At 59.6% G+C, this 24,701-nt stretch carries 28 protein-coding genes; 9 read left to right on the forward strand and 19 right to left on the reverse strand.

Features of this window, described 5'->3' with window-relative positions; genetic code table 11:
* Positions 1 to 32: 32 nt before the first annotated feature.
* Together preA and LH464_RS01380 are read right to left on the reverse strand one after the other, a co-directional pair.
* Positions 33 to 1,349: an NAD-dependent dihydropyrimidine dehydrogenase subunit PreA gene (gene preA / locus LH464_RS01375; RefSeq protein ID WP_226784571.1), complete on the reverse strand. Its 1,317-nt coding sequence runs from the start codon at positions 1,347 to 1,349 to the stop codon at positions 33 to 35.
* Positions 1,350 to 1,363: 14 nt separating this feature from the next.
* Positions 1,364 to 2,728, reverse strand: coding sequence for an NAD(P)-dependent oxidoreductase (locus tag LH464_RS01380; protein WP_226784572.1), 1,365 nt, complete (start codon positions 2,726 to 2,728; stop codon positions 1,364 to 1,366).
* Positions 2,729 to 2,949: 221 nt separating this feature from the next.
* On the opposite strand from LH464_RS01380, the gene LH464_RS01385 reads away from it, so the two are divergent.
* The 4 genes from LH464_RS01385 to LH464_RS01400 all read left to right on the forward strand — a co-directional run bounded on the left by LH464_RS01385 (position 2,950) and on the right by LH464_RS01400 (position 4,802).
* On the forward strand, positions 2,950 to 3,384 hold the full coding sequence (locus LH464_RS01385) for a hypothetical protein (RefSeq protein ID WP_226784573.1): 435 nt from the start codon (positions 2,950 to 2,952) through the stop codon (positions 3,382 to 3,384).
* Between the two features lie 160 nt (positions 3,385 to 3,544).
* Positions 3,545 to 3,967: a FliM/FliN family flagellar motor switch protein gene (locus tag LH464_RS01390; RefSeq protein WP_226784574.1), complete on the forward strand. Its 423-nt coding sequence runs from the start codon at positions 3,545 to 3,547 to the stop codon at positions 3,965 to 3,967.
* A 216-nt stretch (positions 3,968 to 4,183) separates the two neighbouring features.
* Entirely contained in the window at positions 4,184 to 4,603 is a 420-nt protein-coding gene (locus tag LH464_RS01395; RefSeq protein WP_226784575.1) for a DUF2325 domain-containing protein, read from the forward strand.
* The gene (locus LH464_RS01400) at positions 4,584 to 4,802 is read left to right on the forward strand and encodes a hypothetical protein (RefSeq protein ID WP_226784576.1); all 219 of its coding nucleotides are present in this window, start codon (positions 4,584 to 4,586) and stop codon (positions 4,800 to 4,802) included. The genes LH464_RS01395 and LH464_RS01400 overlap by 20 nt, the downstream gene beginning before the upstream one ends.
* 102 nt (positions 4,803 to 4,904) lie before the next feature.
* Here the strand turns inward: LH464_RS01400 and LH464_RS01405 are convergent, their stop codons facing one another.
* From LH464_RS01405 to LH464_RS01415, 3 genes are all read right to left on the reverse strand, one after another.
* Complete coding sequence (locus LH464_RS01405) at positions 4,905 to 5,276, reverse strand: DUF423 domain-containing protein (RefSeq protein ID WP_226784577.1); 372 nt, start codon at positions 5,274 to 5,276, stop codon at positions 4,905 to 4,907.
* A 4-nt stretch (positions 5,277 to 5,280) separates the two neighbouring features.
* A complete protein-coding gene (locus tag LH464_RS01410) occupies positions 5,281 to 5,670 on the reverse strand; it encodes a group II truncated hemoglobin (RefSeq protein ID WP_226784578.1) in 390 nt (129 codons plus the stop codon).
* A 71-nt stretch (positions 5,671 to 5,741) separates the two neighbouring features.
* On the reverse strand, positions 5,742 to 5,924 hold the full coding sequence (locus LH464_RS01415; protein WP_226784579.1) for a hypothetical protein: 183 nt from the start codon (positions 5,922 to 5,924) through the stop codon (positions 5,742 to 5,744).
* Between the two features lie 183 nt (positions 5,925 to 6,107).
* Between LH464_RS01415 and chrA the strand changes: the two genes are divergently transcribed.
* Positions 6,108 to 7,505, forward strand: a complete 1,398-nt coding sequence (gene chrA / locus LH464_RS01420) for a chromate efflux transporter (RefSeq protein WP_226784580.1) — start codon at positions 6,108 to 6,110, stop codon at positions 7,503 to 7,505.
* A 117-nt stretch (positions 7,506 to 7,622) separates the two neighbouring features.
* Here the strand turns inward: chrA and LH464_RS01425 are convergent, their stop codons facing one another.
* Together LH464_RS01425 and LH464_RS01430 are read right to left on the reverse strand one after the other, a co-directional pair.
* A complete protein-coding gene (locus tag LH464_RS01425) occupies positions 7,623 to 7,865 on the reverse strand; it encodes a hypothetical protein (RefSeq protein WP_226784581.1) in 243 nt (80 codons plus the stop codon).
* A gap of 78 nt (positions 7,866 to 7,943) precedes the next feature.
* The gene (locus LH464_RS01430; RefSeq protein WP_226784582.1) at positions 7,944 to 8,174 is read right to left on the reverse strand and encodes a hypothetical protein; all 231 of its coding nucleotides are present in this window, start codon (positions 8,172 to 8,174) and stop codon (positions 7,944 to 7,946) included.
* Positions 8,175 to 8,462: 288 nt separating this feature from the next.
* Here LH464_RS01430 and LH464_RS01435 point away from each other — a divergent pair, with 288 nt between their 5' ends.
* Positions 8,463 to 8,996, forward strand: coding sequence for a DUF4334 domain-containing protein (locus LH464_RS01435; protein ID WP_226784583.1), 534 nt, complete (start codon positions 8,463 to 8,465; stop codon positions 8,994 to 8,996).
* A 47-nt stretch (positions 8,997 to 9,043) separates the two neighbouring features.
* Here the strand turns inward: LH464_RS01435 and LH464_RS01440 are convergent, their stop codons facing one another.
* A complete protein-coding gene (locus tag LH464_RS01440) occupies positions 9,044 to 9,217 on the reverse strand; it encodes a hypothetical protein (protein ID WP_226784584.1) in 174 nt (57 codons plus the stop codon).
* Between the two features lie 188 nt (positions 9,218 to 9,405).
* Between LH464_RS01440 and LH464_RS01445 the strand changes: the two genes are divergently transcribed.
* A complete protein-coding gene (locus LH464_RS01445; protein ID WP_226784585.1) occupies positions 9,406 to 10,077 on the forward strand; it encodes an ankyrin repeat domain-containing protein in 672 nt (223 codons plus the stop codon).
* Between the two features lie 50 nt (positions 10,078 to 10,127).
* On the opposite strand, the gene LH464_RS01450 is transcribed toward LH464_RS01445, so the two are convergent.
* The 11 genes from LH464_RS01450 to LH464_RS01500 form a co-directional block, all read right to left on the reverse strand.
* Positions 10,128 to 10,640 (reverse strand): YqhA family protein, encoded by a 513-nt coding sequence (locus LH464_RS01450; protein WP_226784586.1) that lies wholly within the window; start codon positions 10,638 to 10,640, stop codon positions 10,128 to 10,130.
* A 37-nt stretch (positions 10,641 to 10,677) separates the two neighbouring features.
* Positions 10,678 to 13,839: an efflux RND transporter permease subunit gene (locus LH464_RS01455; RefSeq protein WP_226784587.1), complete on the reverse strand. Its 3,162-nt coding sequence runs from the start codon at positions 13,837 to 13,839 to the stop codon at positions 10,678 to 10,680.
* Entirely contained in the window at positions 13,836 to 15,008 is a 1,173-nt protein-coding gene (locus tag LH464_RS01460; RefSeq protein ID WP_226784588.1) for an efflux RND transporter periplasmic adaptor subunit, read from the reverse strand. Before LH464_RS01460 ends, LH464_RS01455 begins: the two co-directional genes overlap by 4 nt.
* 629 nt (positions 15,009 to 15,637) lie before the next feature.
* A complete protein-coding gene (locus tag LH464_RS01465) occupies positions 15,638 to 15,949 on the reverse strand; it encodes an XRE family transcriptional regulator (RefSeq protein WP_255648210.1) in 312 nt (103 codons plus the stop codon).
* Positions 15,950 to 16,012: 63 nt separating this feature from the next.
* A complete protein-coding gene (locus tag LH464_RS01470) occupies positions 16,013 to 16,777 on the reverse strand; it encodes an alpha/beta fold hydrolase (RefSeq protein WP_226784589.1) in 765 nt (254 codons plus the stop codon).
* Between the two features lie 133 nt (positions 16,778 to 16,910).
* A complete protein-coding gene (locus LH464_RS01475; protein ID WP_226784590.1) occupies positions 16,911 to 17,945 on the reverse strand; it encodes an AI-2E family transporter in 1,035 nt (344 codons plus the stop codon).
* A gap of 134 nt (positions 17,946 to 18,079) precedes the next feature.
* Positions 18,080 to 18,577 carry a DUF1269 domain-containing protein gene (locus LH464_RS01480; RefSeq protein WP_226784591.1) on the reverse strand — a complete coding sequence of 166 codons (498 nt, stop codon included), beginning with the start codon at positions 18,575 to 18,577 and terminating at the stop codon, positions 18,080 to 18,082.
* 231 nt (positions 18,578 to 18,808) lie between these two features.
* Entirely contained in the window at positions 18,809 to 19,978 is a 1,170-nt protein-coding gene (locus LH464_RS01485; protein WP_226784592.1) for an NAD(P)/FAD-dependent oxidoreductase, read from the reverse strand.
* On the reverse strand, positions 19,975 to 21,366 hold the full coding sequence (locus LH464_RS24695) for an FAD/NAD(P)-dependent oxidoreductase (RefSeq protein ID WP_226784593.1): 1,392 nt from the start codon (positions 21,364 to 21,366) through the stop codon (positions 19,975 to 19,977). Before LH464_RS24695 ends, LH464_RS01485 begins: the two co-directional genes overlap by 4 nt.
* Positions 21,363 to 21,668 (reverse strand): (2Fe-2S)-binding protein, encoded by a 306-nt coding sequence (locus LH464_RS01495; RefSeq protein ID WP_226784594.1) that lies wholly within the window; start codon positions 21,666 to 21,668, stop codon positions 21,363 to 21,365. The genes LH464_RS24695 and LH464_RS01495 overlap by 4 nt, the downstream gene beginning before the upstream one ends.
* A 92-nt stretch (positions 21,669 to 21,760) precedes the next feature.
* Positions 21,761 to 22,543 (reverse strand): IclR family transcriptional regulator, encoded by a 783-nt coding sequence (locus LH464_RS01500; RefSeq protein WP_226784595.1) that lies wholly within the window; start codon positions 22,541 to 22,543, stop codon positions 21,761 to 21,763.
* A gap of 225 nt (positions 22,544 to 22,768) precedes the next feature.
* Between LH464_RS01500 and LH464_RS01505 the strand changes: the two genes are divergently transcribed.
* The gene (locus tag LH464_RS01505) at positions 22,769 to 23,539 is read left to right on the forward strand and encodes an enoyl-CoA hydratase/isomerase family protein (protein ID WP_226784596.1); all 771 of its coding nucleotides are present in this window, start codon (positions 22,769 to 22,771) and stop codon (positions 23,537 to 23,539) included.
* 88 nt (positions 23,540 to 23,627) lie between these two features.
* Positions 23,628 to 24,686, forward strand: coding sequence for an ABC transporter substrate-binding protein (locus tag LH464_RS01510; RefSeq protein ID WP_226784597.1), 1,059 nt, complete (start codon positions 23,628 to 23,630; stop codon positions 24,684 to 24,686).
* Positions 24,687 to 24,701 lie beyond the last annotated feature (15 nt).

Here is a 24,701-nt window from a genome sequence, read left to right on the forward strand (position 1 = left end):
GGCGGCCGCATGTGCTGTGAGATGGGTGGCGGTTACTCGGCCGCGACCGGAGCTGCCATCGGGTTGTTGGGGTGCATCGTCCAGTTCGCATAGGCCGCTTCGACCACCTTGCCGGTCCGCTGGTCGATGTCACCGACGGCCAGAGCTTCCAGGGTGATGCAGTTCTCGACGGGACAGACGTTGACGCAGAGATTGCACCCGACGCATTCCTCTTCCTTCACCTCGAAGTGGCGGACCCCATCGACCATGCTGGTGATCGCCTGGTGCGAGGTGTCCTCGCAGGCGATGTGGCAGCGGCCGCATTTGATGCAGGCCTCCTGATCGATATGCGCCTTGGCGATATAGTTGAGGTTGAGGTAGCGCCAGTCGGTGACGTTCTGGACTGCACGGCCGGTAATGTCGTCGAGTGAGCGGTGTCCCTTGGCGTCCATCCAGTTCGACAGGCCGGTGATCATCTCCTCGACGATCTTGAAGCCGTAGGTCATGGCCGCCGTGCAGACCTGCACGTTGCCCGCGCCTAGCGCCAGGAACTCTGCCGCGTCGCGCCAGGTGGTAACGCCGCCGATGCCGGAGATCGGCAAGCCATACGTTTCCTCGTCCCTGGCAATCTCGGCCACCATGTTGAGGGCGATCGGCTTCACCGCCGGTCCGCAATAGCCGCCATGCGAACCCTTGCCGGCAATCGACGGGTTGGGAGAGAAGCTGTCGAGATCGACGGACACGATCGAGGAGATCGTGTTGATGAGCGACACGGCGTCCGTGCCACCCCGCTTGGCGGCGCGGGCAGGGTAGCGGATGTCGGTGATATTCGGCGTCAGCTTGGTGATGACCGGCATGCGCGTGTACTGCTTGCACCAGCGAACCACCATCTCGATATATTCCGGCACCTGTCCGACCGCGGACCCCATGCCGCGTTCGGACATGCCATGGGGACAGCCGAAGTTGAGTTCGATGCCGTCGACTTCCGTTTCGTCGACCAATGGCAGGATGGCTTTCCAGGCCTCCTCCTCGCAGGGCACCATGATCGAGGCGATGATCGCCCTGTCCGGCCAGTTCTTCTTCACCTGCTTCATTTCGCGCAGGTTCACGTAGAGGTCGCGGTCGGTGATCAGTTCGATATTGTTGAGGCCGAGCAGCCTGCGGTCGGCGCCCCAGATCGCGCCGTAGCGCGGTCCGTTGACGTTGACGACCGGCGGTCCTTCCGAGCCGAGCGTTTTCCAGACGACGCCGCCCCATCCTGCCTTGAAGGCGCGCTCGACATTGTAGGCTTTGTCGGTCGGCGGCGCGGAGGCGAGCCAGAAGGGGTTCGGAGACTTGATGCCAACGAAGTTGTTGCGGATATCAGCCATTGCCCTGTCTCCCTTTAAGCTACGGCGGCAGCGGCCGGACGCATGCCGGCCGCGAAAGCGCTGTTGATGCTTTCCGCCGCGTCGCGTCCCTGCGCCACGGCCGATACGGTGAGATCTTCTCCGGTACCGGTGCAGTCACCACCGGCCCATACTCCTTCGATGGAGGTCCGACCCTCCGGATTGACGGCGATCTTGCCGCCTTCCATGCGCAACGTGCCGAGCCCGCCGCCCACAAAGGTCTGACCGATTGCCTTCATGATCTGATCGGCGGCGATGACGCCGGTTTCGCCGGTGGTGCCAAGCTTGCCGTCACGCATCGCCGTGTACTCCACTTCAATGCCGGCGACCTTGCCGTCCTTGCCGAGAATGCGCTTTGGAGCCAGCCAGTGGCGAATGATCACGCCATTGGCTGTGGCGAGGTCCTGTTCGTATCCCGAGGCGTTCATGTTCTCCTTGCCGCGCCGGTAGCAGATCGTCACCTCATCGGCCCCCAGCAGCTTCGCCTGGATCGCGGCATCGATGGCGGTCATGCCGCCGCCCAGTACGACGACACGGCGGCCGATCGGAATTTCAGCCTTGTCCATGGCCTGGCGAAGCGCAGCGATGAAATCGACCGCATCCTCGACGCCGGAAAGGTCTTCGCCTTCGATGCCGAGGCCGTTGACCCCGGCAAGTCCCATGCCGAGGAAGACGGCGTCGAAATTGGCCGTGAGCTCGCCGAGGGTGAAGTCACGGCCGAGCATCTGTCCGGTGCGGATCTCGATGCCGCCGACAGCAGTAACGTATTCCACCTCGCGCCGTGCGAAGTCGTCGGTCGCCTTGTAGGTGGCGATGCCGTACTCGTTGAGGCCGCCGGCCTTTTCACGCGCGTCGAAAACGATGACCGCGTGCCCACGGACGGCAAGCCTATGGGCAGCCGCCAGGCCGGCAGGGCCTGCGCCGACGACTGCGACCCGGCGTCCGGTAGACGCCGCACGGCTGTAGAACTGGTGGCCCGTCTCCATGGCGATGTCGGTGGCGTAGCGCTGCAGTCTGCCGATCTCGACGGGCCGATCCTCCGCCGTGTTGCGGACGCACACCTGCTCGCAGAGCGTTTCGGTGGGACAGACGCGTGCGCACATGCCGCCGAGAATGTTCTGGTCGAAGATGGTCTTGGCGGAGCCGAGGGGATTGCCTGTCGATATCTGCCGGATGAACAGCGGGATATCGATGGCGGTGGGACAGGCCGTCATGCACGGCGCATCGTAGCAGAAGTAGCAGCGGTCTGCTGCGACCAGCGCCTCATGCTTGTCGAGGCGCGGGTGAAGGTCGGAAAAATTGGATTCGTATTCGCCGGGAGACAGGCGTCCGGCCTGTATCCCGCTTCCCAGTCGTTCCATCTGAGTTCCCTCTTTTATGGCTTTATGGACAACTATTAACAGCAGGCTACCACAGGCCAAAAATTTATCAAACGGTAAAAGAATTGGGTTGGCGCGGGGCCGGCGAGCTCGAAAAGAGGGCCGCTTCATCCACAGAAGCGTGAAATCTGACAGTTGAACATGTTTCGCAAGGGGCGTACGAAGTTAACATTCTTTTAACCAATTATTTCCGGTCCAGGATTATGTTGCACAACGAGAAGCCCCGCCATTATCTGGCGCAGTTCTACGGGGCGAACGACAATCCTCACGAACGTCATCGCAAGGTGAACCTGGTCGCACGCGCAGTGTATCCGAGAGCCGGGGTCAAGTCGTTCGCCAGCCTGCAGGTTCGAATTGTCGGCCTGCGTGAGAACGGTGCGATCATCCAGTCCAGCGCCATCGATTTCCTGCCGGACCACTTTTATATCTGCCTGGGCGAGGGCGAGATCTTTCTCACCTGCGCCAAGCGAAACGTGATGCAGGCGGAGATGGCTGTCTCATTTTCTCAACCCGTCGAGACGCCTTTTATCGAAGCCCTGTCGCGCATCAGTTTTCCGCTGAGCACGCTCAAGCGAATGGACGGCTATTGCCATCCGGCCGTCCAGGCAAGGATCGTCCGGTCGCGTCGCGGAGCCTGAAACGGCCCGCAGTTTCTTGTTTTTGGTCGCTTTTCCTGGCGCCGGTTGTGGATCTTAACGGAGCGTTAAGGTTTAAAACTGATTGGCGGCCATCATAAGGATTTACGCTCTACTTCTCTGACTGAACTGAGTCTCTGTCATGCAGGAAGAGGTATTATCTATGAGCGATGATGCGGATATCGAGGTGCCTTCGCCGGCTTGGGCCACTCCCTTCGGTCTTGGCCCCGTCTCATATGGCATTACAATAAAAGGTGGCGCGCCCACGCTAGGTGCGGTTCTTCCGCAATTTGATGAGGTGGCCTTTGCAGCGGGGCCTGCCGTGCCGGCTGTCCGCGCCGAAGTCTCGCAAGATAGCGTCCGCGAAATCCCGCTGGAGATCGAGGTGGTCATCGGCCGTACCAAGGTTTCGGTGGCAAAGCTCATGGCTGCGAACGAAGGCGATCGTTTTCTGCTGGACCGGAATTTCGGTGAGCCGGTGGAGCTTCAGGTCAATGGCAAGATTTTCGGCTACGGCGAGATTGTCTCTGACGATCACGAGAACATCATCGGCATCCGGATCGCATCCATCGAAAAGAACCTCTGAGTGACTGGCCGCCACGGCTGAGCCGGCCCAAAGCCCCTTCCCATTCTGCATAGCAACTGCTGACCGCCCGGTAAAACGCTGTCAAATCCGGGCGGCGAGCACGCTGTATAACTTGACGATTATCATCCACTTTAATCTTTACTCTGAAAATCAACTTTACTATGGTGCCGGCCGGTAGAGGGGCTCCGGCCCGGGATTCGAGAGTGGGACGACGTGATGGCGAAAAAGCAGAAGCGCAAGAACGGCAGCAAGGCATCGGCGGAGAAGGGTGCGTCGCAGGCGCCGGCTCCCGCTCCCGCACGGGAGGTGCCCGACGTTCGCAGCTTTCTTTACGTTGGTGGCCGCGATTGCCAGGTCGCGCACCTGCGTGCCATCGCCACCCGCCACGGAGCGGAACTCATTCATCACGACGGCGGCCTCAGGGAAGCGGTCTCGCGCATCGATACCGTGCTGCCTTCCGTCGACTGCGTCTTCTGCCCCATCGACTGTATCAGCCATGATGCGTGTCTGCGGGTGAAGACCGGCTGCAAGAAGTTCGGAAAGACCTTCGTCCCGCTGCGCAACGGCTCAAAATCAAGTCTGGAGCGGGCGCTGCAGACCATGAAGGAACAGCATGATGAACAAAGAACGTCCTGACGCGAGCCTGTTCATAGGCCTGCACAAACTCGCAGAACAAAATGGCGATGGCCTCGTGCCCGAACTTTACGCCCTGCTTTCGGAGCGGGCACAGGCGGTCGACATGACGAATGTTGTGGCGTTTCCGCCCGAGCGGCGGGACACGATCGCTAACACACTTAGCGAGATCCCGGCGAAGGTGCTGGCGTTCCGGCGGTAACGCCTTGGCCTATATCATCCTCACATCCGACCCACCTCCTTCCCGCTGGGGAGAGCCGATCTTCCTCTTCCTTCAGGGTGAGGGGCGTAAGCTAGTCTCGAACTAGCCTTGCGGCCTTCTGAAAAACGCACCGATAGCCACCAGCAGCCAGCCGGCCATCATGGTCATGCCGCCGGTCGGCGCGGCCATCGCGAAGAGGCCGCTGCCCAGGAAGTGTCGTGAAACCAGGTCGCCGGCAAACAGCAGGGTACCGATGGCGATCACCAGCGCCGCGAGCGTCGCCATTCGCAATTGCCGGTGCGCGGCGTAGAGCGCAATCAATGCAGGGGCGTGTACCAGACACATCGTTGAGGCGGAGCCGAGCAGGCGCGTCTCGCCGCCATGGCTTGCCGCTGCAGCAAGAGCCACGCCGGCGGCGCCGAAGATGCCGCTCAGAAACAGAATCAACGGCCGCAGATTGTCGAGTCTTTCCATCGGCCTATTCCTTGTTCCGCATGTGGTGGGCGAGGCGCTCGATGGGCGGCCAGATGATGTCTCGCAGCTTCGGGTTCTCGATCGTCTCGTCAAGCGCACGGCGGAAACAGAGCAGCCATTCCTCGGTCTCCTGCGGGCCGATGGCTGCCCCGAAGTGGCGTGAACGCAAGCGAGGGTGTCCGTATTTCTCGACGTAAACTGGAGGTCCGCCGAGGTAACCCGTGAGATAGTCGTAAAGTTTGGCTTCGCTGCCTTTGAGGCTTGGCGGATGAACAGCACGGCAGTGGGCGGCCTCGGGCAACGTATCCATGAGTTCATAGAAACGTCGCGTCAATGCACGCACCGCCGCATCCCCGCCGATCGCTTCGTATAAGGTGATCGTGTCGCCCGCCATGCATGGCCCCTGTTCCGGTCCCCATGCTCTATTGGCTGATGAAGCGGCGGGCAAGCACCTTGGTATTGTCGTCAGTCGGGTCCGACGTCCGCTTCCCGACCGCTGTCGTCGGGCAGCGAGCCGGAACCGGGAGTTTTTTCCCGATCCGTTAGGTGCTCCTTCGCGTGGGGGCCGGCCGGCTTCTGGGCTGACGCGGGTTTCCTGGCCTCGCCGCGGCTCTCGACTGCGTCCTGAGCCTTCTTGTCATCACTCATCGGATACTCCCTTTCACGAGACAACCCACTTCGGCCGATACTGGTTCCGGAAGCATTGGCATCGCCGCCGGTTTAGATGCGCCTTGCAGGTAGGCCGGGCGAACCGTCACGAAACTGCTATTCTCACACGGTATTGCGAATCCGACGAACCGACCGCCTTTATCCTCATTTCCCGAGACAGACATGCCTGACGCCGACCGGACCCTGCCTGCCGAGCCAACCCATCATCACGGTATACCGTTCGGGGAGGCGGTCGTCGTCTGGGCGAAGGTTGCCGCGTTGAGCTTCGGCGGTCCGGCGGGGCAGATCGCCGTCATGCACAGGCTTATCGTCGAGGAGAAGCGCTGGATCGGCGAGAACCGGTTCTTGCACGCCTTGAACTACTGCATGCTGCTGCCGGGACCCGAGGCACAGCAGCTTGCGATCTACATCGGCTGGCTGATGCACCGCACGGCGGGCGGGCTGGTCGCCGGCATTCTGTTCGTCCTGCCCGGCTTCGTCGCGATCCTCGGCCTCAGCTACATCTATGTCGCACTCGGCGATGTGCCACTGGTTGCTGGCCTGTTCTTCGGTCTCAAGGCGGCAGTGCTGGCAGTGGTCATCCATGCGGTATTCCGCATCGGCAGCCGTGCCCTGAAGGGTCCGGGCATGGTTGCGATCGCGGCCCTGGCATTCGTGGCGATCTTTGCTTTCGATGTGCCGTTCCCGCTGATCATCGTGGTCGCTGCCATCGTCGGCTTCCTGGGCGCCAGAAGCGGCCATGCCGCCTTCAGGGGCAGCGCCTCCCACGCCTCTGCCGGCGGTGCGGTGGTGCGGGATGCGGATTCTGCGCTCGGCGAGCATACGCCCGAGCATGCGCGACCGCATCTCGGCTGGTCGCTTCGCATCTCGTCCATACTGCTCGCGCTCTGGCTCGTGCCGCTTGCGCTTCTCTACGTGTTTCTTGGCCCGGATGACGTCTTCACCCGGATCGGCATCTTCTTCAGCCAAATGGCGCTTGTCACATTCGGCGGGGCCTATGCGGTTCTCGCCTATGTGGCGCAGCAGGCAGTCGAGAACTTCGGCTGGCTGCAGCCGGGAGAAATGCTCGATGGCCTCGGCATGGCCGAGACGACGCCCGGGCCGTTGATCATGGTGGTGCAATTCGTCGGCTTCATGGCTGGTTTTCGAGACCCGGGCAGGCTCGATCCGATGCTGGCCGCCACGCTTGCCGCAATCCTCACCACCTGGATGACATTCGTACCCTGCTTCCTCTGGATATTTCTCGGTGCGCCCTTCATCGAGAAACTCCGCGGCAATCAGGTGCTTGGCGGCGCCATGTCTGCCATCACCGCGGCGGTGGTCGGTGTCATTCTCAATCTGGCCGTCTGGTTTGCGGTCCATACGCTTTTTGCGCAGGTGGATGTATTCAACTTCGGATGGATGGAGATCGAGGTCCCGGTTCTCGACAGTCTCATCCTTCCTGCTCTGGTCCTGTCCGTTTGTGCGGCGTTTTTTCTCTTCCGCCTGAGATTGTCGGTGATCGTCACGCTGGCAATCTGTGCCGTTGCGGGAATGGCCTGGGTGCTCGGGAATTCCTGAACCCGATCAGTCCGGTTTCGCGAATGGGTTTGGGGCCGAGACGCGAAAGACGCCCGACCATCGGCCAGGCGTCTTTCAGGAATGGGCTTGGGCAAGTCTGTCACCCGTGGCCGATGATTAGTTCGGGCGATTTGCGCCGTCGTAATAGTCGCCACGATTGACGGTGACTGACCAGTTGTTGTCGCGTCTGCCTTCATTGCCAACCGAGAAACGATGTTCGCTGCCAATGCTGCCCGTTGAAATGCGGTCGACGGCGAGGGGACGATCCTTGGATGCGCCTTGATAATAATCGCCGCCGGCGTGAGCGGCAGAGCCGAGCGCGACGGAGGCAGTAAGGGCGGCGATGATGAACTTGGTCATGTGCGTGTTCTCCTGAATTGGGAGCCGCCCCCTGTTTGCGACCTGGTGGGCGGCCGATGTCTTGAATGAGCTACTGATTTAGTTGGGGCGGTTTGCACCGTCATAGTAATCGCCGCTGTTGATGGTGGCGGCATGGTGGTCTGCAGAAGTGGAATTGAGGGAAATGCTTGCGGTATTGATCGTGTCGACGGCGTTGGATTTGTTCTTTGAGGCGCCTTCGTAATAATCGCCTTCGGCACGGGCTGCCGTGCCAAATGCGATAGAAGCAATCATGACTGCTGAGAGTGTCGATATAATTGTCTTGTTCACTGTCGTTCTCCTGATGCTCGAATGAAGTCTTGATGATTGTTGTGCAAACGCTGTCGCTTGCCATGACAAGAAGATGGATGTTTCAGGTGAAAACCGGTAGGTGCCGAAACGGCAACGCGTCGTTCACTTATGTTGAACGGTAATCGGTGAGGCGTTCACATATCCGTGAATTTGACGCTGTAATCATTCGGACGGTGGAAATCGGCTTTAGCCTTTGCCGCGAGGCCAATTGCGCTTCCGCGAAGATTTGCCCAAACTCGACATCTGCCCGACGCATTCAGGACCATTATGCCCAAGACGATCACGTTCCCATCCGAAGACGCCGCGTTCGACTATTTCGATACGCTAGACCCGGTTCCCGTTTCCGGCCTTGTCGGTCTCTGGGAGGGGCGTGGGGTTCCCACCGGTCACCCGCTCGACGGCGTGCTCGAAAACCTGGGGTGGTTCGGCAAGCGGTTCAACGGCGACAGAAGTGCTGATGCACTTCTTTTCAGGCAAGGTGAGCGGCGGCTCGTGCCAATCGATCCCTCGTTCATTCCGCTGGGCCTTGCCTTCCGCTTCAACAGGTTCGGACGCAGCCGCACTGGCCAAAACCTCTTTTCGCATATGACTAGGTATCTGCGGGCACGGGGACCTGTCGCTTCCGTGAAGAGCTTGCCCTTTCGGGACAAGACCAGTGCGGCCATGGCATACAACCGCAAGCCCATTACCGACCACTTCCGGCAAATCGACGAGGATACCTTGCTGGGCGTCATGAGCGTGGAAGGGCAGGCCTCACATTACTTCTTCCAGCTCTCCCGGGTCGTCGAGGCGAAGGCGTGATGCGCATCGCCGGATACCCGGCTTTCGGTTTGCGGTGCGCGTCGCGCTCAATGCAGGTCCAGCGGGATCTGGATACCCTTGGGAAGGACAGGCTTTCTGATCGAGGCGATCTGGATACGGCCGAAAACTTCCCTCCGCTCTTTCGCCTCACGCTCGCGGCGCGCACGTGAGGCGGCAACGGCTGCCAGGGCGCGATCAATAACTTGTTGGGTACGATCCATCACTACCTCCGCATGTTCACTTTATGTTCTCATTTCTGGGTAAGCGAGTCAATGGGGACGGTGTTGTTGCCGTTCGACGCCCTGCGTCGCAGGCTTGCCGCAGAAAAACGCGATACTATTTTGCCCGTGCGGTAACATTGTATTGGGCCTTGCCCACCTGGCGGTCTCGGACGGAGCGGGTATTATCGATGCGAAAATTACTCCTTCTTGTCGTCGTCCTGTGCGTGGCATGGGCTGGCAATCGTGATTTGGCTTCGGAGGAAACGGCGATCAAAAGCGATCTGCACGCGGCTGCTGCCGATGACGATCCCGCAGCCATTCGCGAGCGGCTTTCAAAGGGGGCCGACATTGAGGCGAGGGACGAGCGTGGCCGGACCGCGCTCCTAGTGGCAACGCATGGCAACAAGGTCGATGCCGCCAAGGGCCTCATCGATGCGGGCGCCGACGTCAACGCCAAGGACGATATCCACGACAGTCCCTACCTCTATGCGGGGGCGAGGGGGCATATCGAAATTCTGGAAATGACGCTGGAACACGGCGCCGATCTTGCGAGCATCAACCGCTACGGCGGCACCGCGCTGATCCCGGCAGCCGAACGGGGGCATGTGGAAGCGGTTCGCCGGCTGATCGACGCAGGTATCAACGTCGATCATGTCAATAACCTCGGCTGGACCGCGTTGCTCGAGGCGATCATTCTTGGAGATGGCGGTGAGCCCCACCAGCGCATCGTCAAGCTGCTCATTGACGCCGGAGCCGATGTGGATCTGGGCGACAGTGACGGTGTGCTTCCGCTGCAGCATGCGCGCAGTCGCGGCTATCGGGAAATAGAGATGCTGCTGGTTGCGGCAGACCAAAAATAGGGTCTACCCCAGACACGCTGAACGATCCCGCTTCCGGAAATGAAAGGGGCTCAATCTGCACGATGATCATCCCTCCCGTTTTCTCGCCGTTGCTCAGGCAGATGGGATGAACTCGCTACCAGCTTCATAGCTCCTCCAAGCAGAAGAACGGATAGAGGAAGTACAAGCGTGTTCCAGTCGAGGGGGCCCTGCGTCTCCCCCACCTGCGCTGCGAAGTGGACCACCAGGTAGAGGATGATCATCTGGAAAAACAGGTTCTTCAGTTCGGCGACCGTGTCGATGATCATCCACTGTGGCAGATTTTTTCGCTGCTCCGGGGAAATGTCGAGTGCAAATCCAAGCGCGATGCCACAGCCGACGACCATCAGCACGATGCCAAGAAGGATCTTGTCGGTCGCTTGCAGGACGGTGACGATGACCGAGAAGTCCGGATCGAGCCGGACCAGCCCGTAGCCTTCCCACAGCATCAGCAGGCCTTCCCAGAACATGAGAAAGGCCGCAAAAAGCACGCCGAGGGACGCCAGGATGAGGAAGTATCTAAGGCCCAGAAAGAATGACACCATGTCACGATCCCCTCTATCAGGATGCGGTATCTCGCCTCTATTTTCCCGACGCTTGCGTTGCGGCATGCTCGGAGGGAGGTTCCGAGGCTACGCCGAAGACCCGATGTTTGATGGTTTCCCGTATCGATTGCACAAGGATGTAGAGAAGCGGAATCACCAACAGGCCAAGGATGGTTCCGACCAGAAGCCCGCCGAGGACGGTTGCGCCAATCGCCTGTCGGCTACCGGCGCCCGCCCCGGTGGCGATCACCAGCGGCACTACTCCAAGTATGGAAGCCATTGCCGTCATGAGCACGGGTCTGAAGCGCTGGGATGTGCCTTCGCTGGCGGCTTCCACGATGGCCATGCCCTCCTCCCGACGTTCCTTGGCGAACTCGACAATCAGGATTGCGTTCTTCGCGGCCAGGCCGATGAGGAGCAACAGGCCAATCTGAGCGTAGATGTTGAGATCGATTCCACCGACGACAAGCGCGCCGAGGGCTCCGAGAACCGCTACCGTCACGGACAGCATCACCGCTATCGGAACGCTCCAGCTTTCATATTGCGCGACGAGGAAAAGATAGGTGAACACGATCCCCATGATCAGGATCATGATGGTCTCGTCCCCGGCCTGTTTCTCCTGAAGTGCCAGACCTGTCCATTCATACCCAAAACCGGGTGGCAGCTCTTCGGCTGCAACTGCGGCCATGGCATTGAGGGCCTCGCCTGTGCTTGCCCCGGGTGCCGCCTGTCCGTTTATCGCGGCCGACGGGAAGAGGTTGTAGCGGTTGACGGAGCTGGGTCCGTGGATCGTTGAAATGGTCAGCAGCTCTTGCATCGGAACCAGATCGCCGGACTGACTGCGCACTCTCAGGCGCTGGATGTCCTCCGTTCGAGTTCGAAAGCCTGGCTCATCCTGGAGCCGTATCTGGTAGATGCGGGAAAAAATATTGAAGTCATCGACATAGGATGAGCCCAGATGGGCCTGCAGCGTAGCGAAGATCGCCGCAGGGGAAACGCCGTAGAGTTCTGCCCGGCTCCTGTCGATGTCCAGATAGACTTGCGGGACATCTGCCGAAAACGTGCTGAAGATGCCGGCTAGACCGGGTGTCTGGTTCGCGGTGATGATCAGGCCGCGCATGACCTCGGCGAGTTCCTGCTGGCTTTGTCCGGCTCGGGCCTGGAGCCGGAAGTCGAAGCCGCCGGTGGTGCCGAGGCCGGGAATCGCTGGCGGATTGAACGGCACGACGGACGCGGTCGTGATTGCCGCAAGATCGGTCTGAAGGCGGCTTATCAAGGCGAAGACGCTTTGATCGGCCCCCCGTTCGCTCCATGGCTTCAGGGCGGTGATGATCATCCCGGAGTTCGAGCCGCCGCCGCCAATCATGCTTGCCCCAGCAATTCCGATTGTATTGGCTACCCCCGGCGTGCGCTGGAGGAGTGAGCTGACCGTGGCGATCGTCTGCTGCGTCCGCTCGAGGGATGCAGCGTTTGGCAGCTGCACGTTCATGAAGAGGTATCCCTGGTCTTCAGCAGGAACAAACCCTGTCGGAAGAACACGGTAGAATCCATAGATACCGCCCGTGACGGCCAGAAGAATGAACGATGCCACACCGAGCCGTCGCGCGCACTTGAGCAGCAAATTCAAGTAGAAGCGTCGTGAGGTATCAAGGCCATTGTTCAGTTTTTCGAAGAGCTTCGAGCGCCTTTCTGGAGCGGGGCGGAGCATGAGGACGCAGAGGGCGGGGCTAAGCGTCAGGGCATTGATCGTCGAGAAGACGATGGTCACGAGAATAGTCACGGCAAACTGCCGATAGAGTTCACCGGTGATGCCGGCCAGAAAGGCGACGGGTACGAAAAGCGCACCGAGCACCAAAGTCGTCGCAACGATCGGACCGGTAACCTGGCCCATTGTGCGCAAGGTCGCCTCCCGCACATCGACACCGCTCTCGCTCATGACGCGCTGAACGTTCTCAACCACGATGATCGCGTCGTCCACGACAAGGCTGATGGCCAGAATGACAGCAAAAAGCGTGATCGTGTTGGCCGAATATCCCAACACGTAGAGCACGGCAAAGCCGCCAATCAGCGACACAGGTATCGTCAGGCTGGGGATCACCGTGGCGCGCCAATCCTGCAGGAAGCCGTACACGACCGCTACGACAAGGAGGAAAGTAATCGCCAGAGTGATGAAAATTTCCCGGATGGTTTCTCGCACGAAGGACGTCGTGTCGAAGACGAGCGTATAGGCTACATCGTCTGGAAACTGCCTTGACAGTGTCTCCAGTTCTCCAAGGACAGCGGCGGAAACCGACAGCGCGTTGGCGTCGGGGGACTGGTAGACGACAACGGTCGCACTCGGCATTCCATTCAGGGTCGAGGCGGTATCGTAGGACTGCGCACCCAGTTCGACACGCGCAACATCGCGAAGGCGGACAATCGCTCCATCCCTGTTTGCGCGCACTATTATGTTGCCGAACTCGGTCTCGTTTGCCAGCCGTCCCTGCGCCATGACCGTCAGTTGCAGCTGTTGACCCGAAGGGGTGGGAGGTGATCCGAGCTGCCCCGCGGATGCTTGCGCGTTCTGGGCCTGAATGGCTGCCGCAAGATCCGCGGCGGTAACGTTCAATGCCTGCATCTGGTCCGGGTTCATCCAGATCCGCATGCTGTAGACGGGACCGAATACGCTTGCTTCCCCAACCCCCGGAAGGCGTGCGATCGCATCCCGGATGTTGATCGTTGCGTAATTGCTGATGAAAATGTCGTCTTTCGTGCCCTTCGGCGAATAGATCGCAAGCCCCAGCAGCATACTGGATGACCGGCTTCTGACGGACACGCCTGTCTGCGTGACCGCCGCAGGCAGGCGCGGTGTTGCCATGGCGACCCGGTTTTGCACATTGACCTGCGCGATGGCGGGATCGGTCCCGGCAGCAAATGTTACCGTCAGGCTGTACGTGCCGTTATTGGTGCTCGAGGATGACATGTACAGCATGTCTTCGACACCGTTCACCTGGTCCTCGATCGGAGCCCCGACGCTGTCCGTCATGACGCTCGCGTTTGCGCCGGGATAACTCGCCGTGACCTGGACTTCAGGAGGCGTAATCTGCGGAAACTGGGCCACCGGGATCTGCAGCAGGGCAAGGGTGCCGGCAATCAGCATGACCACGGCAATGACCATCGCCAGCCGTGGCCGGGCGATGAAGGGCGCTGACAGGTTCATCTTGAAGGGTCCGCCTGTGATGAGACCGAGACAGGAGGTTCGGCGTCAATGTCCGGACTGGCGGCGGGCACAGCCTTGACCGCCAGCCCTTGGGAGACGTTCTGCAATCCCTCGACGATCAACCGCTCGTTGCCTTTCAGTCCGTCTTCAACGATCCATTTTCCTCCCGTCTGAGAGGAAACGTCTATCCGGCTCATAACCACGTGGTTGGTGTCATCGACGAGCAAGACATACTTGCCGTCGCGATCTTGATGCACGGCTCCCATCGGCACGACAGGGCGCAGTTTTTGTTGCGTTTCCGAGATAACCACAGTCACGAATTGACCCGGCGTGAGCAGCAGTTCCGGGTTCGGAAAAAGCGTCCTGATGGGAAGCGTTCCGGTTCGTTCGTCGATCTCGTTGCCGAAAAACTCGATCTTTCCCGGATGCGTATAGGGTTGCCCGTTCGAGAGGTTCAAGGCAGGTACGAACTGCGTGACGAGTTCATCCTTGCTTGCGCCGCCCGCGGCACGGCGCAGGTCCAACACGGTTCGGTCGCTGACGGAAAACACGACACGGATTGGATCCAGTTGCACGACCCTCGCGAGCGCCGGGGACGATGAATTGACGAAGCTTCCGGGAGAAAGCGCGGCTGCTCCGATGCGCCCTGTCATGGGCGAAGAAATCCGGGTGAAGCTGAGGTTCAATTCGGCCTGGTTTACCCTTGCCTGAGCGGAAAGGAGGTTTGCTTGCGCGGTGTCGCTCGCGGCTTGGCTTTCTTCCAGCGCGGCACGTGACACCGTTTGGCTGCTCAGCGTTTGATTTCGCTCAAGCCGCCGCTGAGCGTCTGCCAACGTGGCCTTGGCGCTCGCGAGGGAGGCATTGGCGTCCGCAAGAGCGATTTCCAAAGTACGCGGATCCATAAGAAAGAGATCCTGGTCCTTCTCGACGATGCCTCCTTCGATAAAGAGGCTTTGGTCTATGAAACCCTCGATGCGGGAGCGGATATCGACGGCATTTACCGCCTCCACGCGCCCAACGAATTCGTGCTTGGGAGAGACGTCCAGTACCTGGACATTGATGATGCCGACCGTCGGTTCGACCTGCGCCGCCAAATGCCCTGGTGCGATGACAACTGCCGTAAGCAAAGCTGCATATTGGAGTTGTCGAATGCCATTCGGTATTTTCATCAACTGATCTCCGACAGTCCAAGTATCAAACCGGGCGATAGTTCGGCAGACGGCCGCGGGCAGGGTGCCTGAAGGGCCAACGCGGCCAGGTTTAGACGACCTGTCTTCTGCGCCACGAGGCTTGATCGGCAGTGTCTGCCTTCGGAATGCTGGCGCAGAACCGCAGAGATCAACAGGCCGACGCGCAGAGCCCCGCCGCCGCGGTGTTCAGCTGTGGCCGCGAGATTGCAGGTGCTTCCCCGCAGGGAGCCAGTGTCGCCGGCGCGTTGAAATGAATGAACTTGTGAGATCGAAAAGCGGGTCCAGTAATTCCATGCGGATTCCTCGGTGTCGGGAAATGCTGCAACTGGTAGCTGTCTCAAGTGTTCGGTGTGGCTGGAGTATCGTTTCTTCAGCCAACAGCGAATTGTGTCAACATAGCGAAGTTCTCCCGGCGTTGGAACGTTTTTTAAACCGCCAGTACATCCGCATGAAACGTGGTGAAGTCATCCCACGATTTCCGCAGTAATTTGCCCTGGAACGGAGCGTATCCATCGCGCATCGCCGATATGCTTTACTCGGGCGCTCGCAGCGCAGGGCGGGCAAGACATCGGAGGTGGAGTGCGAGACTTGATCAGCGAAGTGAGCGCTCATGGAACATCGTCGTCGCCCACTATCCCTCCTTCACCTTCCAGTCTTGCGATGCGACGCGTATCCGCGTGGTTGAATTTCAACCTCACCCCAATCCCGCTGTCCGCTCCGTCGGGCAAGAAAGCCGCGCCAGCTTTTTCCAGAGCGGATCGAATTGCTGCGACCGCAGCCTGATCGGGCTCGTCCACTTTTCGTTCGAACAAGTCGATGATGTCCTTATCGACCCCTGATGACGTTGCGAGGCGATCCTGACTGTATCCAACCAGTGCCCTGGCAGCTCGGCATTGTGAACCAGTGATAATGAGTGACATTGCATTCTCTCCGTTCATCGACCTGTCAGCATTGCTCAGGCCCAGCCCTCCAGCGACAGTCGCCTATTGGAACAGGGTGGCCAGACCTACTATGGCTTCCTGCAGAGTGAGACCGTGATCGAAAGCGCCAGCTTCGAGAAAGTTGATGACTTCGAGCACGACGATGGGGTTGAACATCATGAAGGTATGCGTTGCGTGCAAGACCAGATGGTCGTCCGCTCCCTTCAGCCGGGTCGATTCGACAGTGACCTTTCCATCATTCGGCCCGTCCAGGATGGAATCGAATATCGGGTTTAGGGATGTGTCTCCCGCGATGATCCCTATTGAATAGTCGGGATCGGGGAGAATTTTCAGAATTGATGCGGGATCCGTTCCCAGCTCAAGTCCGGCCGGTCCGTTGATCCATTCAAATGGTGCAAGGTCGCCGAAAACATCGACGATCTCCGAGCCATGATTGGGAGGGGCAAGCATCACCACGCGTCCGAGCTTTTCAGGTCTGGCGTTGGCCAGCCAGTAGCGGACAAGTATGCCGCCCATGGAGTGCGTGACGAAGTTCACGCGACGGTCGCCGCAGGATTCGACTGCGCTGCCGACATAACCGGCAAGGTTTGCAATCGATGCTGTCGTGGAGGGATACTCCGCATTGACGACTGCGTAGCCTCGTGCCGCCAAAGCCCTCTCGACAAGCCAGAACGATCCGCTGCCGCGAGCAAGCCCATGCAGGAGGACAACGCATTCGGTCTTTTCCCGAAGCGGTTCGACTGCCATAGCCGACCCCGGCAGCATCAGGAGGACGGCCATGACGGGCCGCAACCACAACAGGAGCATTGTTCCGCTCATCCGATCCGATAGCACAACATGAACCGTAAAATTGCCAGCGCCTATCCCCGCTCAGGAGATGGCGCAGGTGCAGCCTCCGCAGGGACGGGATATCTCGTCTTGAAAATCAGGCATTATGAATTCACGACCTTCGAGATGAAGCTGGACTGCTGGTCAGGATGGTTGCGATCCAATTCGTCGATGGTGCTCCGGCACAGTAGACGACAAATGCGATCAGCATCGGAACGCCGATGAATGCTCCTGATACGCCCCACATGAAGCTCCCGAAAAACACCGCGAAGATAACCGCGAAGGGGGAAATGGCCAGCGACGTTCCTGTCATCCGCGGCTCGATATAGCTGCCGATTATGAACTGTATCACATTCAGGCTGGAAAAGATCAGCACTGCCGGCAGCCAGGAATCGTACTGCGCGATGGCGAACAAGGTCGGCAAGGTCGTCGCCACGAGCGGGCCGAGAAATGGGATGTAGTTGAAGGCGAAGGCGATGGCACCCCAGGCTGCGGCCAGTTCAAGGCCGGAGCCGAGCGCAAACAGCCAGACGACGAAGCCGGTCAGGATGCTGGCCAAGGTTCGTACCATCATGAAGCGCCGCATCTTGGCGGCGATCACCCGGTTTGCCGAAAGAATCCGCTCTCCAAAAGGCTGGGCGGCGGGCAAGACAAGTCGTGCTCTGAAATCCTCGACTTCGAGGAGACCCAGCATGACGAAGATCAGCACCAGGAATGCAAAGCCGCCCAGACTGTGCAACCGTCCGGCCATGCCGCGCACGATGCCGACAAGCCAGGACACGTCGAACTGGTCCATCAGCGGCCCGGCGATTCCCATACCATGGTGATCCAGCCAGTCCGTCCAGCCGAGATAGATCGTCTGGAAGCGATCCGCATTCACGAACAGCCACTGGCCAAGCATGCTGAACCCCCAGGCAAGCGCAGAGCCAACGGTGATGATGATCGCCATGGTCATGAAGAGAGTGAGCAGCAGCGCCACCAGCTTGGGGAGCCAACGCTGCAAAGCAAGCTGGCAGGGCCAGACCAAAGCGATGATAAACAGCGAGAATACCAACGGTGCAAAGATCGACTGCGCCACGAATAAAAGCGCAAGCACGAGGATAGCTGTGGTGAGAGAGCCTATCGTCCGATTGTCTGCTTGCGGCATTCGGTCCCCAATATCGTTGGCGTACGCTGCACTTCCAGGAAATGGTCAGGGTGTGTCGCGCCCATTCAGTTTCGCGAGCACAAAAATCCACGTCCCGCGGATCACTGCACTTCGATCGAATGGACGCGAAGACGCTAGCTCGTTGCGGAAGCCGACGCTAAAGCATCGCGCAGGACCTGTTCCTTGGTTTCGTCGAGCGAAGACTTCAGAACCGTGCCGCCGTAGGGAGAGATTTCCTTCAGGACCTTGTCTGCGGTCATTTCCTGAACCAGGACAAACAATGCAGCGTTCCCTTCCTGAAGGTTGGCTGCGAGATCCTTTATGAACTTGTCGTTGATGCCGACGTCAGTCAACGCCCCGCCAATCGCACCGGACGCGGCACCGACGGCAACTCCCAGAAGGGGATTGAGGAACAAGACCCCGATCAGCAACCCCCAGAAACTACCGGACGCCGCTCCGGCTGCGGTCGTGTTGACCACCTGGTTGAGCTTGACCTTGCCACCCTCGGTTTTGGTGGCGATGACGGCATCTCCAATCTTTACAAGATATTCCTTCTGCAAATCGAAGAGCCGCTGGCGGACCTCCTCGGCCTTGGCTTCAGTTGGATAAACTATCGCAATCAAGTCAGACATGGTTAGCCCTCTAAACTGAGAAACGCGTTCATCTACACTTCATTCAAAGCAAATCGCGGCCTTAAGCACAAATGTATTTTTAAGAAACATTTCGGCGAGACCTCGAATGGAAGGCGATTACGGTCTGCGCCGAAGCACTTGTCCATGCCGACGCGAACTATAAAGTGGCCCCGCCGAGCTTTCCTTGCATCTCGTTCACACGCAATTCGCGTGCGCTCCAGATGTTGGAATTCATCTGGAACTCGAAGCAGGATCAAACTCCCGCATCAGTTTATCGCTTGCCTCTACCGATGAGCGGAACCGTCCGATGGAGTAGGGGGAGAGGTCGACCGGAGCCTTTTTCCCGCAGATTTCCAGTGCGAGACATTCACCAACCGCAGGGGCGATCTGGAAGCCGCCGCCGCTGCCCCCGAACGCGTGATAAAGACCGGCAGTGGTTTGGCTTGCTCCGATGGCCGGCAGCATGTCAGGCAGATACCCCTCGACACCGGACCAAACCCGTATGACTTCCGCGTTGCGGAACCCAGGTACATGTGTCCCCACGGCGCGCATGCCATTCAAGGTCTTTTGCGGAGGCACAAAGGTATGGCGACCGTCATCGTTCGCGAGTGTTCGGGGGTATCCCGCGAATATGAAATTGCCCCGCGATGTTTGTCGGATGATCATATCGCCTTCGATCGCGTAAACCGAAGGCTTCAACACATAAGGCATCGGTTCTGTGACGAACTGGGGAGGTCCCGCAGAAAAAAGCGGCACGGGTTCGCCAAATTGCTCGCAAATCGTTCCTGCCCAACCCCCGGCCGCGTTTACCAGCACGGGCGCGGTCATGGGGGGGCGGTTCGGGGTGCTGACAGTGAAGCTTGTCTGGCCTTGATCGATTCCCACCACCTCGGTTCCCTCGAACAGCTGTCCGCCGGCTCGCGTCATTGCGCGCACGACCGCAGGGGTGGTGATCCGGGGATTGGCGACCGCACAACGAGGCGAGTAGGATGCAGTCAGCCCGCTACCCGTGAGCCAGGGCAATTGCCGGCGGACCTCGTCTCCCTCCCAGATCTCGATCTCGAGGCCGCAGGCGCGCGAGCTGGAAGCGTATTTGAGCAGTCGATCTCTGCTGGCCTCGCTGGAGGCAAAATAAACCATGCCGTTGCGATCGTATTCGCAACCTTCGCCGATAAGCCCGTCAAAATTCTCCCAGTGACCTTGAGCCATCAGCGACAGTGGATACTGCTCAGGCGAACGGCCTTGCAGGCGCAGTCCACCAAAATTCGCGCCGCTCGATTGTGCCCCCACAAGGCCTCGCTCAAGCAAGGCTACCCGCTTGCCGGATCGAGCAAGGAAAAGACCGGTGAAACTGCCAAACAAGCCACCGCCGATGATGATCACATCAAAATTTGAGCTCATGGCTGATGTCCGTCATTGTCGGAGGCGGCGATCGGGATCGGGCGCACGGGAGCCTGAGCACGCAGCCGGCCGACGTCAGCCACCGGACGTTCGCAGGTTGCGGCCGTCAGTTCCTGCAGGGTCTGGCCGCAATAACGGCCTTGGCACCGGCCCATGCCGCAACGTGTTATCGCCTTGACGCGGTTGACCTCAGCCGGACCGGCAACCTTCCTGATTGCGTCGCGGATCTCGCCGGCGGTGACGCGCTCGCAACGACAGACTATGGTGTCAGCGGGCAGATCGCCGGCTGCTTCGTGTGGCCAGGGAAACGCTCCGGCCATATGTGCCTGGAACCGACGCAGACGGGCGACCGAACCGCGTAGCGAACGGACTTCGGCGGCATCTGAAACCTCGCTTCCCTGTGAGGCGATCATCGACAGCGCCGCCAGCCGCCCGCTTTGCGCCGCGGCTACACGGCCGCCCGTCAAGCTGCTGTCGCCGGCAAGCCAAAGCCTCGGGCCGGCGCGGCCGTCGGCATCCACGAGTGGAAACCAGTTCCGCAACGTTTCATCAAAACGAAAATCCGCGCCGGCAAGCTCGGCGAGCTGCGTCTCGGGCCGAAGGCCGTAGCCAAAGGCGAGGGCATCGCACGAGATCGTCTCCAGCGTTCCATCGGGATGTCGAATGTCGAGGGCTTCCACGCGCTCGGCTCCAACCGCCCGAACCAGCGTTGCGCCATTGATGCGGCGGATCCGATGCCGTCGGAGTTCCAGGAGAAGCTGAAGGCCTTCCAGCAATGTCTTTGGCGACGTCATGGCCATGCCAAATGCTGCTCTTCGCTTGCCTGCAGGTCTCGCGGTATCGACAATCGTGATATCCCGCGCTCCCATGCGCACATATTGAGCGGCAGCGAGATAAAGAAGGGGCGATGCTCCCGCCATCACAATCCGCTTGCCGATGAACGATGTGTGGTTTTTGAGGGCAACCTGCGCGCCGCCGAGTGAAAACACCCCCGGCAACGTCCAGCCGGGCAGCGCCATAATCCTGTCGGTGGCGCCAGTCGCGATCACAAGCTGGTTGTAGGGAATGCTGTCGTGGCGGCCTTCGCGCACAATCTCCAGGTGGTTGCCGAAAATGCCCCAAACCAGAGTGCCGGGCCGCCAATCGCAGGCCGCAAGCACACGGTCTTCATCGGCCTCACGCGCCGCCGTGGCCGCCGCCGCGCGCCGTCCCATGAAGCGTATGGCTTCCGACGACATCGCTGCCGACAAGCGCCGTGTGCCCTGGCCCCCCGGTCGCGACGTTTCTTCAAACACTATCGGGCGAAGGCCCGCCTCGACCAGAGCTTTTGCGCATGCAAGGCCGGCAGGGCCTGCGCCGATGATGACTGGGGGTAGCGCAGAGTTCACGTGCTGGACCCCTCAAGCGGAGCTGTGCGACGCAGGGACATTCCTGGCTGCACTTCGGTCATGCATGCGCGCAGTCTCTTCCCAGACGACGTCCAGAGGGTGCAATCCTGACAGGCACCCATGAGGCAGAAGCCGGAACGTGGCTCGCCATCAAATTCAGACCAGCCTGTTACTTGCCCCGCCGCCAGCAGGACGGCAATCAGCGTGTCGCCCGAGCAAGCGGGGATGTCGTGGCCGTCAATATGCACCGTGGTATCCGGGGTTCGGTGAACCGCCGGATAAAATTGAGGAATTGCGCTCATCGTTCCCAATTATTGTTATGCAATAAATGCTATTGCATACAGGGAACGCCAAATCCGGTGGACTGTCAATCTCTTAAAATGAGGGTCCCGACCTAGCTGAACGAGATTCCGCGCGCTGCTGCGATGACCAGTTTCGGGAAGGTCTCGAGGACTTCCTCGCGGCTCAGTCGAGCCAAGGGAACGGCTATGCTCACCGCCGCAATCACCCCTCCGTCAGGGCCGAGGATCGGTGCTCCCACCGACGCGTCACCGTGGTAGATCTCCTCGAAAGCATGCGCGTACCCCTTCGATCGCGCTTCATCGAGACGAGCAAGAACCTCCTCGATCGTGTCAGGGGTGGAGGGGGTCCGTTGGCGGAGTTCGCTTCGGTCGAGAATATCGCGAACAGCAGCTTCCGGCAGGCGTGACAAGATCGCTCGGCCGGGAGATGTGCAGTACGCCGGCAGTCGCGAGCCGGTTATGACGTCGGTGTTGAGAGACTGACGGCTGAGATAGCGGCACACGAAGACAATCTCGGTTCCGTCGAGGATCGTCAGGCTGACTGCTTCTTCTGTTTCCTTGCTCAGATGTTGCAGCACCGGCATCGCACGGTCAACGAGACGTGAGCCTCTCGTGTAGTGGTAGGCCAGATCAAGCGTCTTGATCGCCAGCTCAAATTGACGCGTGAGCGGATCCTTCCGCAGATAACCCAGTTGCGTCAGCGTGTGCGTGAACCTTTGAGCTGTGCTGACATCCATGCCGGTGAGTTGCGCTATCTGCGACAGCGTAAGCGATCCGTGTCCCTTGTCAAAAACGTTCAATACCTTGAAGGCCTTCGCGACGGAATTGACCATCAGCGGTTCGGCACGTTTGGATCGCGAGGTGTCGTTTCCCATACTCTATCAGCCCGGCTTCTCTAACCAATTAAACGCAGCCCGCCACACACGAGGGCGCCTGCGTCACCTGAGCCCAGATCAGCTGCCTTCGCAAGAAGCCATCATTCGATCGCCCAATATGCGATCTCCAAAAATTAGTGCGCTTGCAAATTTCAGCTTGACCTAAGACAATTTCGTATATCAACATACAATAAGAGTTATCGCTATGCAATAGAAAGGCTCGCTATGTCGGAGTTTGTGTTGGTCGAAACCATCGGTTCTGTCCGGAGGCTGACCCTGAACCGCCCTGAGAAGCTGAACGCGTGGAATACCCCGATGCGGGATCAGCTCATCGCAGCGCTCGAAGCTGCGGAGGTCGATCCCTCGGTCAGGGCGATCGTATTGACCGGCGCTGGCGACAGGGCCTTCGGTGCAGGACAGGATCTTGCGGAAAGCAAGACCTTCGATGCCGATCGTGCGGAGAGCTGGATGGGCGAGTGGAGACGGCTCTACAATCTGTTCCGTCTCGGCTCGAAGCCGATCGTGGCTGCGCTGAACGGCATAGCGGCAGGCTCGGCATTCCAGGTGTCACTGCTTTGTGACCTGCGGGTCGCCCATGCCGGCGTAAAGATGGGGCAACCAGAAATCAATTCGGGCATCGCGACCGTCACCGGCAGCTGGATCATGCGGGAGTTCATGGGGCTTGCCCGCACTATCGATCTCACTTTGACAGGGCGAATGCTCGAAGCAGACGAAGCCTTCTCTTTCGGATTGATCTCCCGGCTGGTCGATCAGGACAAGGTTCAATCCGAGGCTTTGGAGCTTGCCCAATTCCTGGCGGAGAAGCCGCCTGTTGCCATGCGTCTGAACCGTCAACGGTTCGCGGAACTCACTGAAGCGGGCTTCGATGACGCCATGACTTCCGGCGTTCGGATACAGCGCGAAGCCTACGCGTCAGGCGAACCGCAGGCGATGATGGAGAAGTTCCTGGCTGTGAGAGCTGCTCGCAAAGGCTGACGATCCTGCGCTTCGGCTCACCGCCGAAGCGCCAATCCTGAGCATCGATTAACGATGCCAGAATCAAAACCATCAGAGGAGAATAGATGTGACAAAGACCAGCTTCCTGAACCTGTCTCGCCGTAGTCTGCTCGCTGCAGGCGCCGTGGCTCTCGCCACTCCGATGCTGACGCGCCGGTCGTGGGCCAATGAATCACTTGTTGTGGCGGATCCCGGCGGTCCCTTCGCAGATGGCTATCGCAAGGCATTCTACGAGCCCTTCACGGCTGCGACAGGTATCAGCATCAACGGCGTGGCGCGCGACGCCGAGCCCACTGCGCAGTTCAAGTCTATCGTCGAGACCCGTTCGTATATCTGGGATGTGTGCACTCTGACGCTCTCGGCACGGCTTATCCTTGAAGAGGAAGATCTGCTGGAGCCACTGAACATCGAACCAGCCAAGGTTGCCAACGTAATGCCGGAAGCCGTTCACCCCAACATGCTGGGGACGGACGTTTATGCAACCGTCATGGCCTACAATACCGATATGCTGCCGGAAGCGCCGACCGGTTGGGATGCGTTCTGGGACCTCGATCGCTTTCCGGGCCGCCGCTGCCTGCGCAAGAACCCGATCGACACGCTTGAAATTGCATTGATGGCGGATGGCGTATTGCCGGCCGACCTTTACCCTCTCGATCTGGATCGCGCCTTCCGCAAGCTGGATCAGATCAAGGACAATATCGATGTCTGGTGGACAGGGGGCGCGCAGTCCACGCAGCTTCTTGAAAGCGGTGAAGTTGACATGATCGCGGGTTGGAATGCTCGTTTTCAGGCAGCGATCGACAATGGTGCGCCCGCAAAAATCGTCTGGAACGGCGGTCTCTACTCGATTGAGGGTTGGGGAGTTCCCAAGGGTAATCCGAAGGCCGATCTGGCGCGCGAGTTTGTCGCGTTCTGCGCTCAACCCGAGATGCAGGCCAAGTTCACGGACGATCTGGCCTATGGACCTACCAACCTGCGCGCCTACGATCATATCGCCGCTGAACGGGCCGCGATCCTGCCGACGGCACCTCAGAACCTGCAAGTCATGTCGCTGGCATCTGAGCCATTCTGGAAGGCCAATCGGTCGGCAATCACTGAGCGCTTCAACGGTTGGTTGCTCAGCTGATAAATTCCTGTCGGG

It is taken from the genome of Pseudorhizobium xiangyangii (assembly GCF_020531965.1).
GTDB classification, from domain to species: domain Bacteria; phylum Pseudomonadota; class Alphaproteobacteria; order Rhizobiales; family Rhizobiaceae; genus Neorhizobium; species Neorhizobium xiangyangii.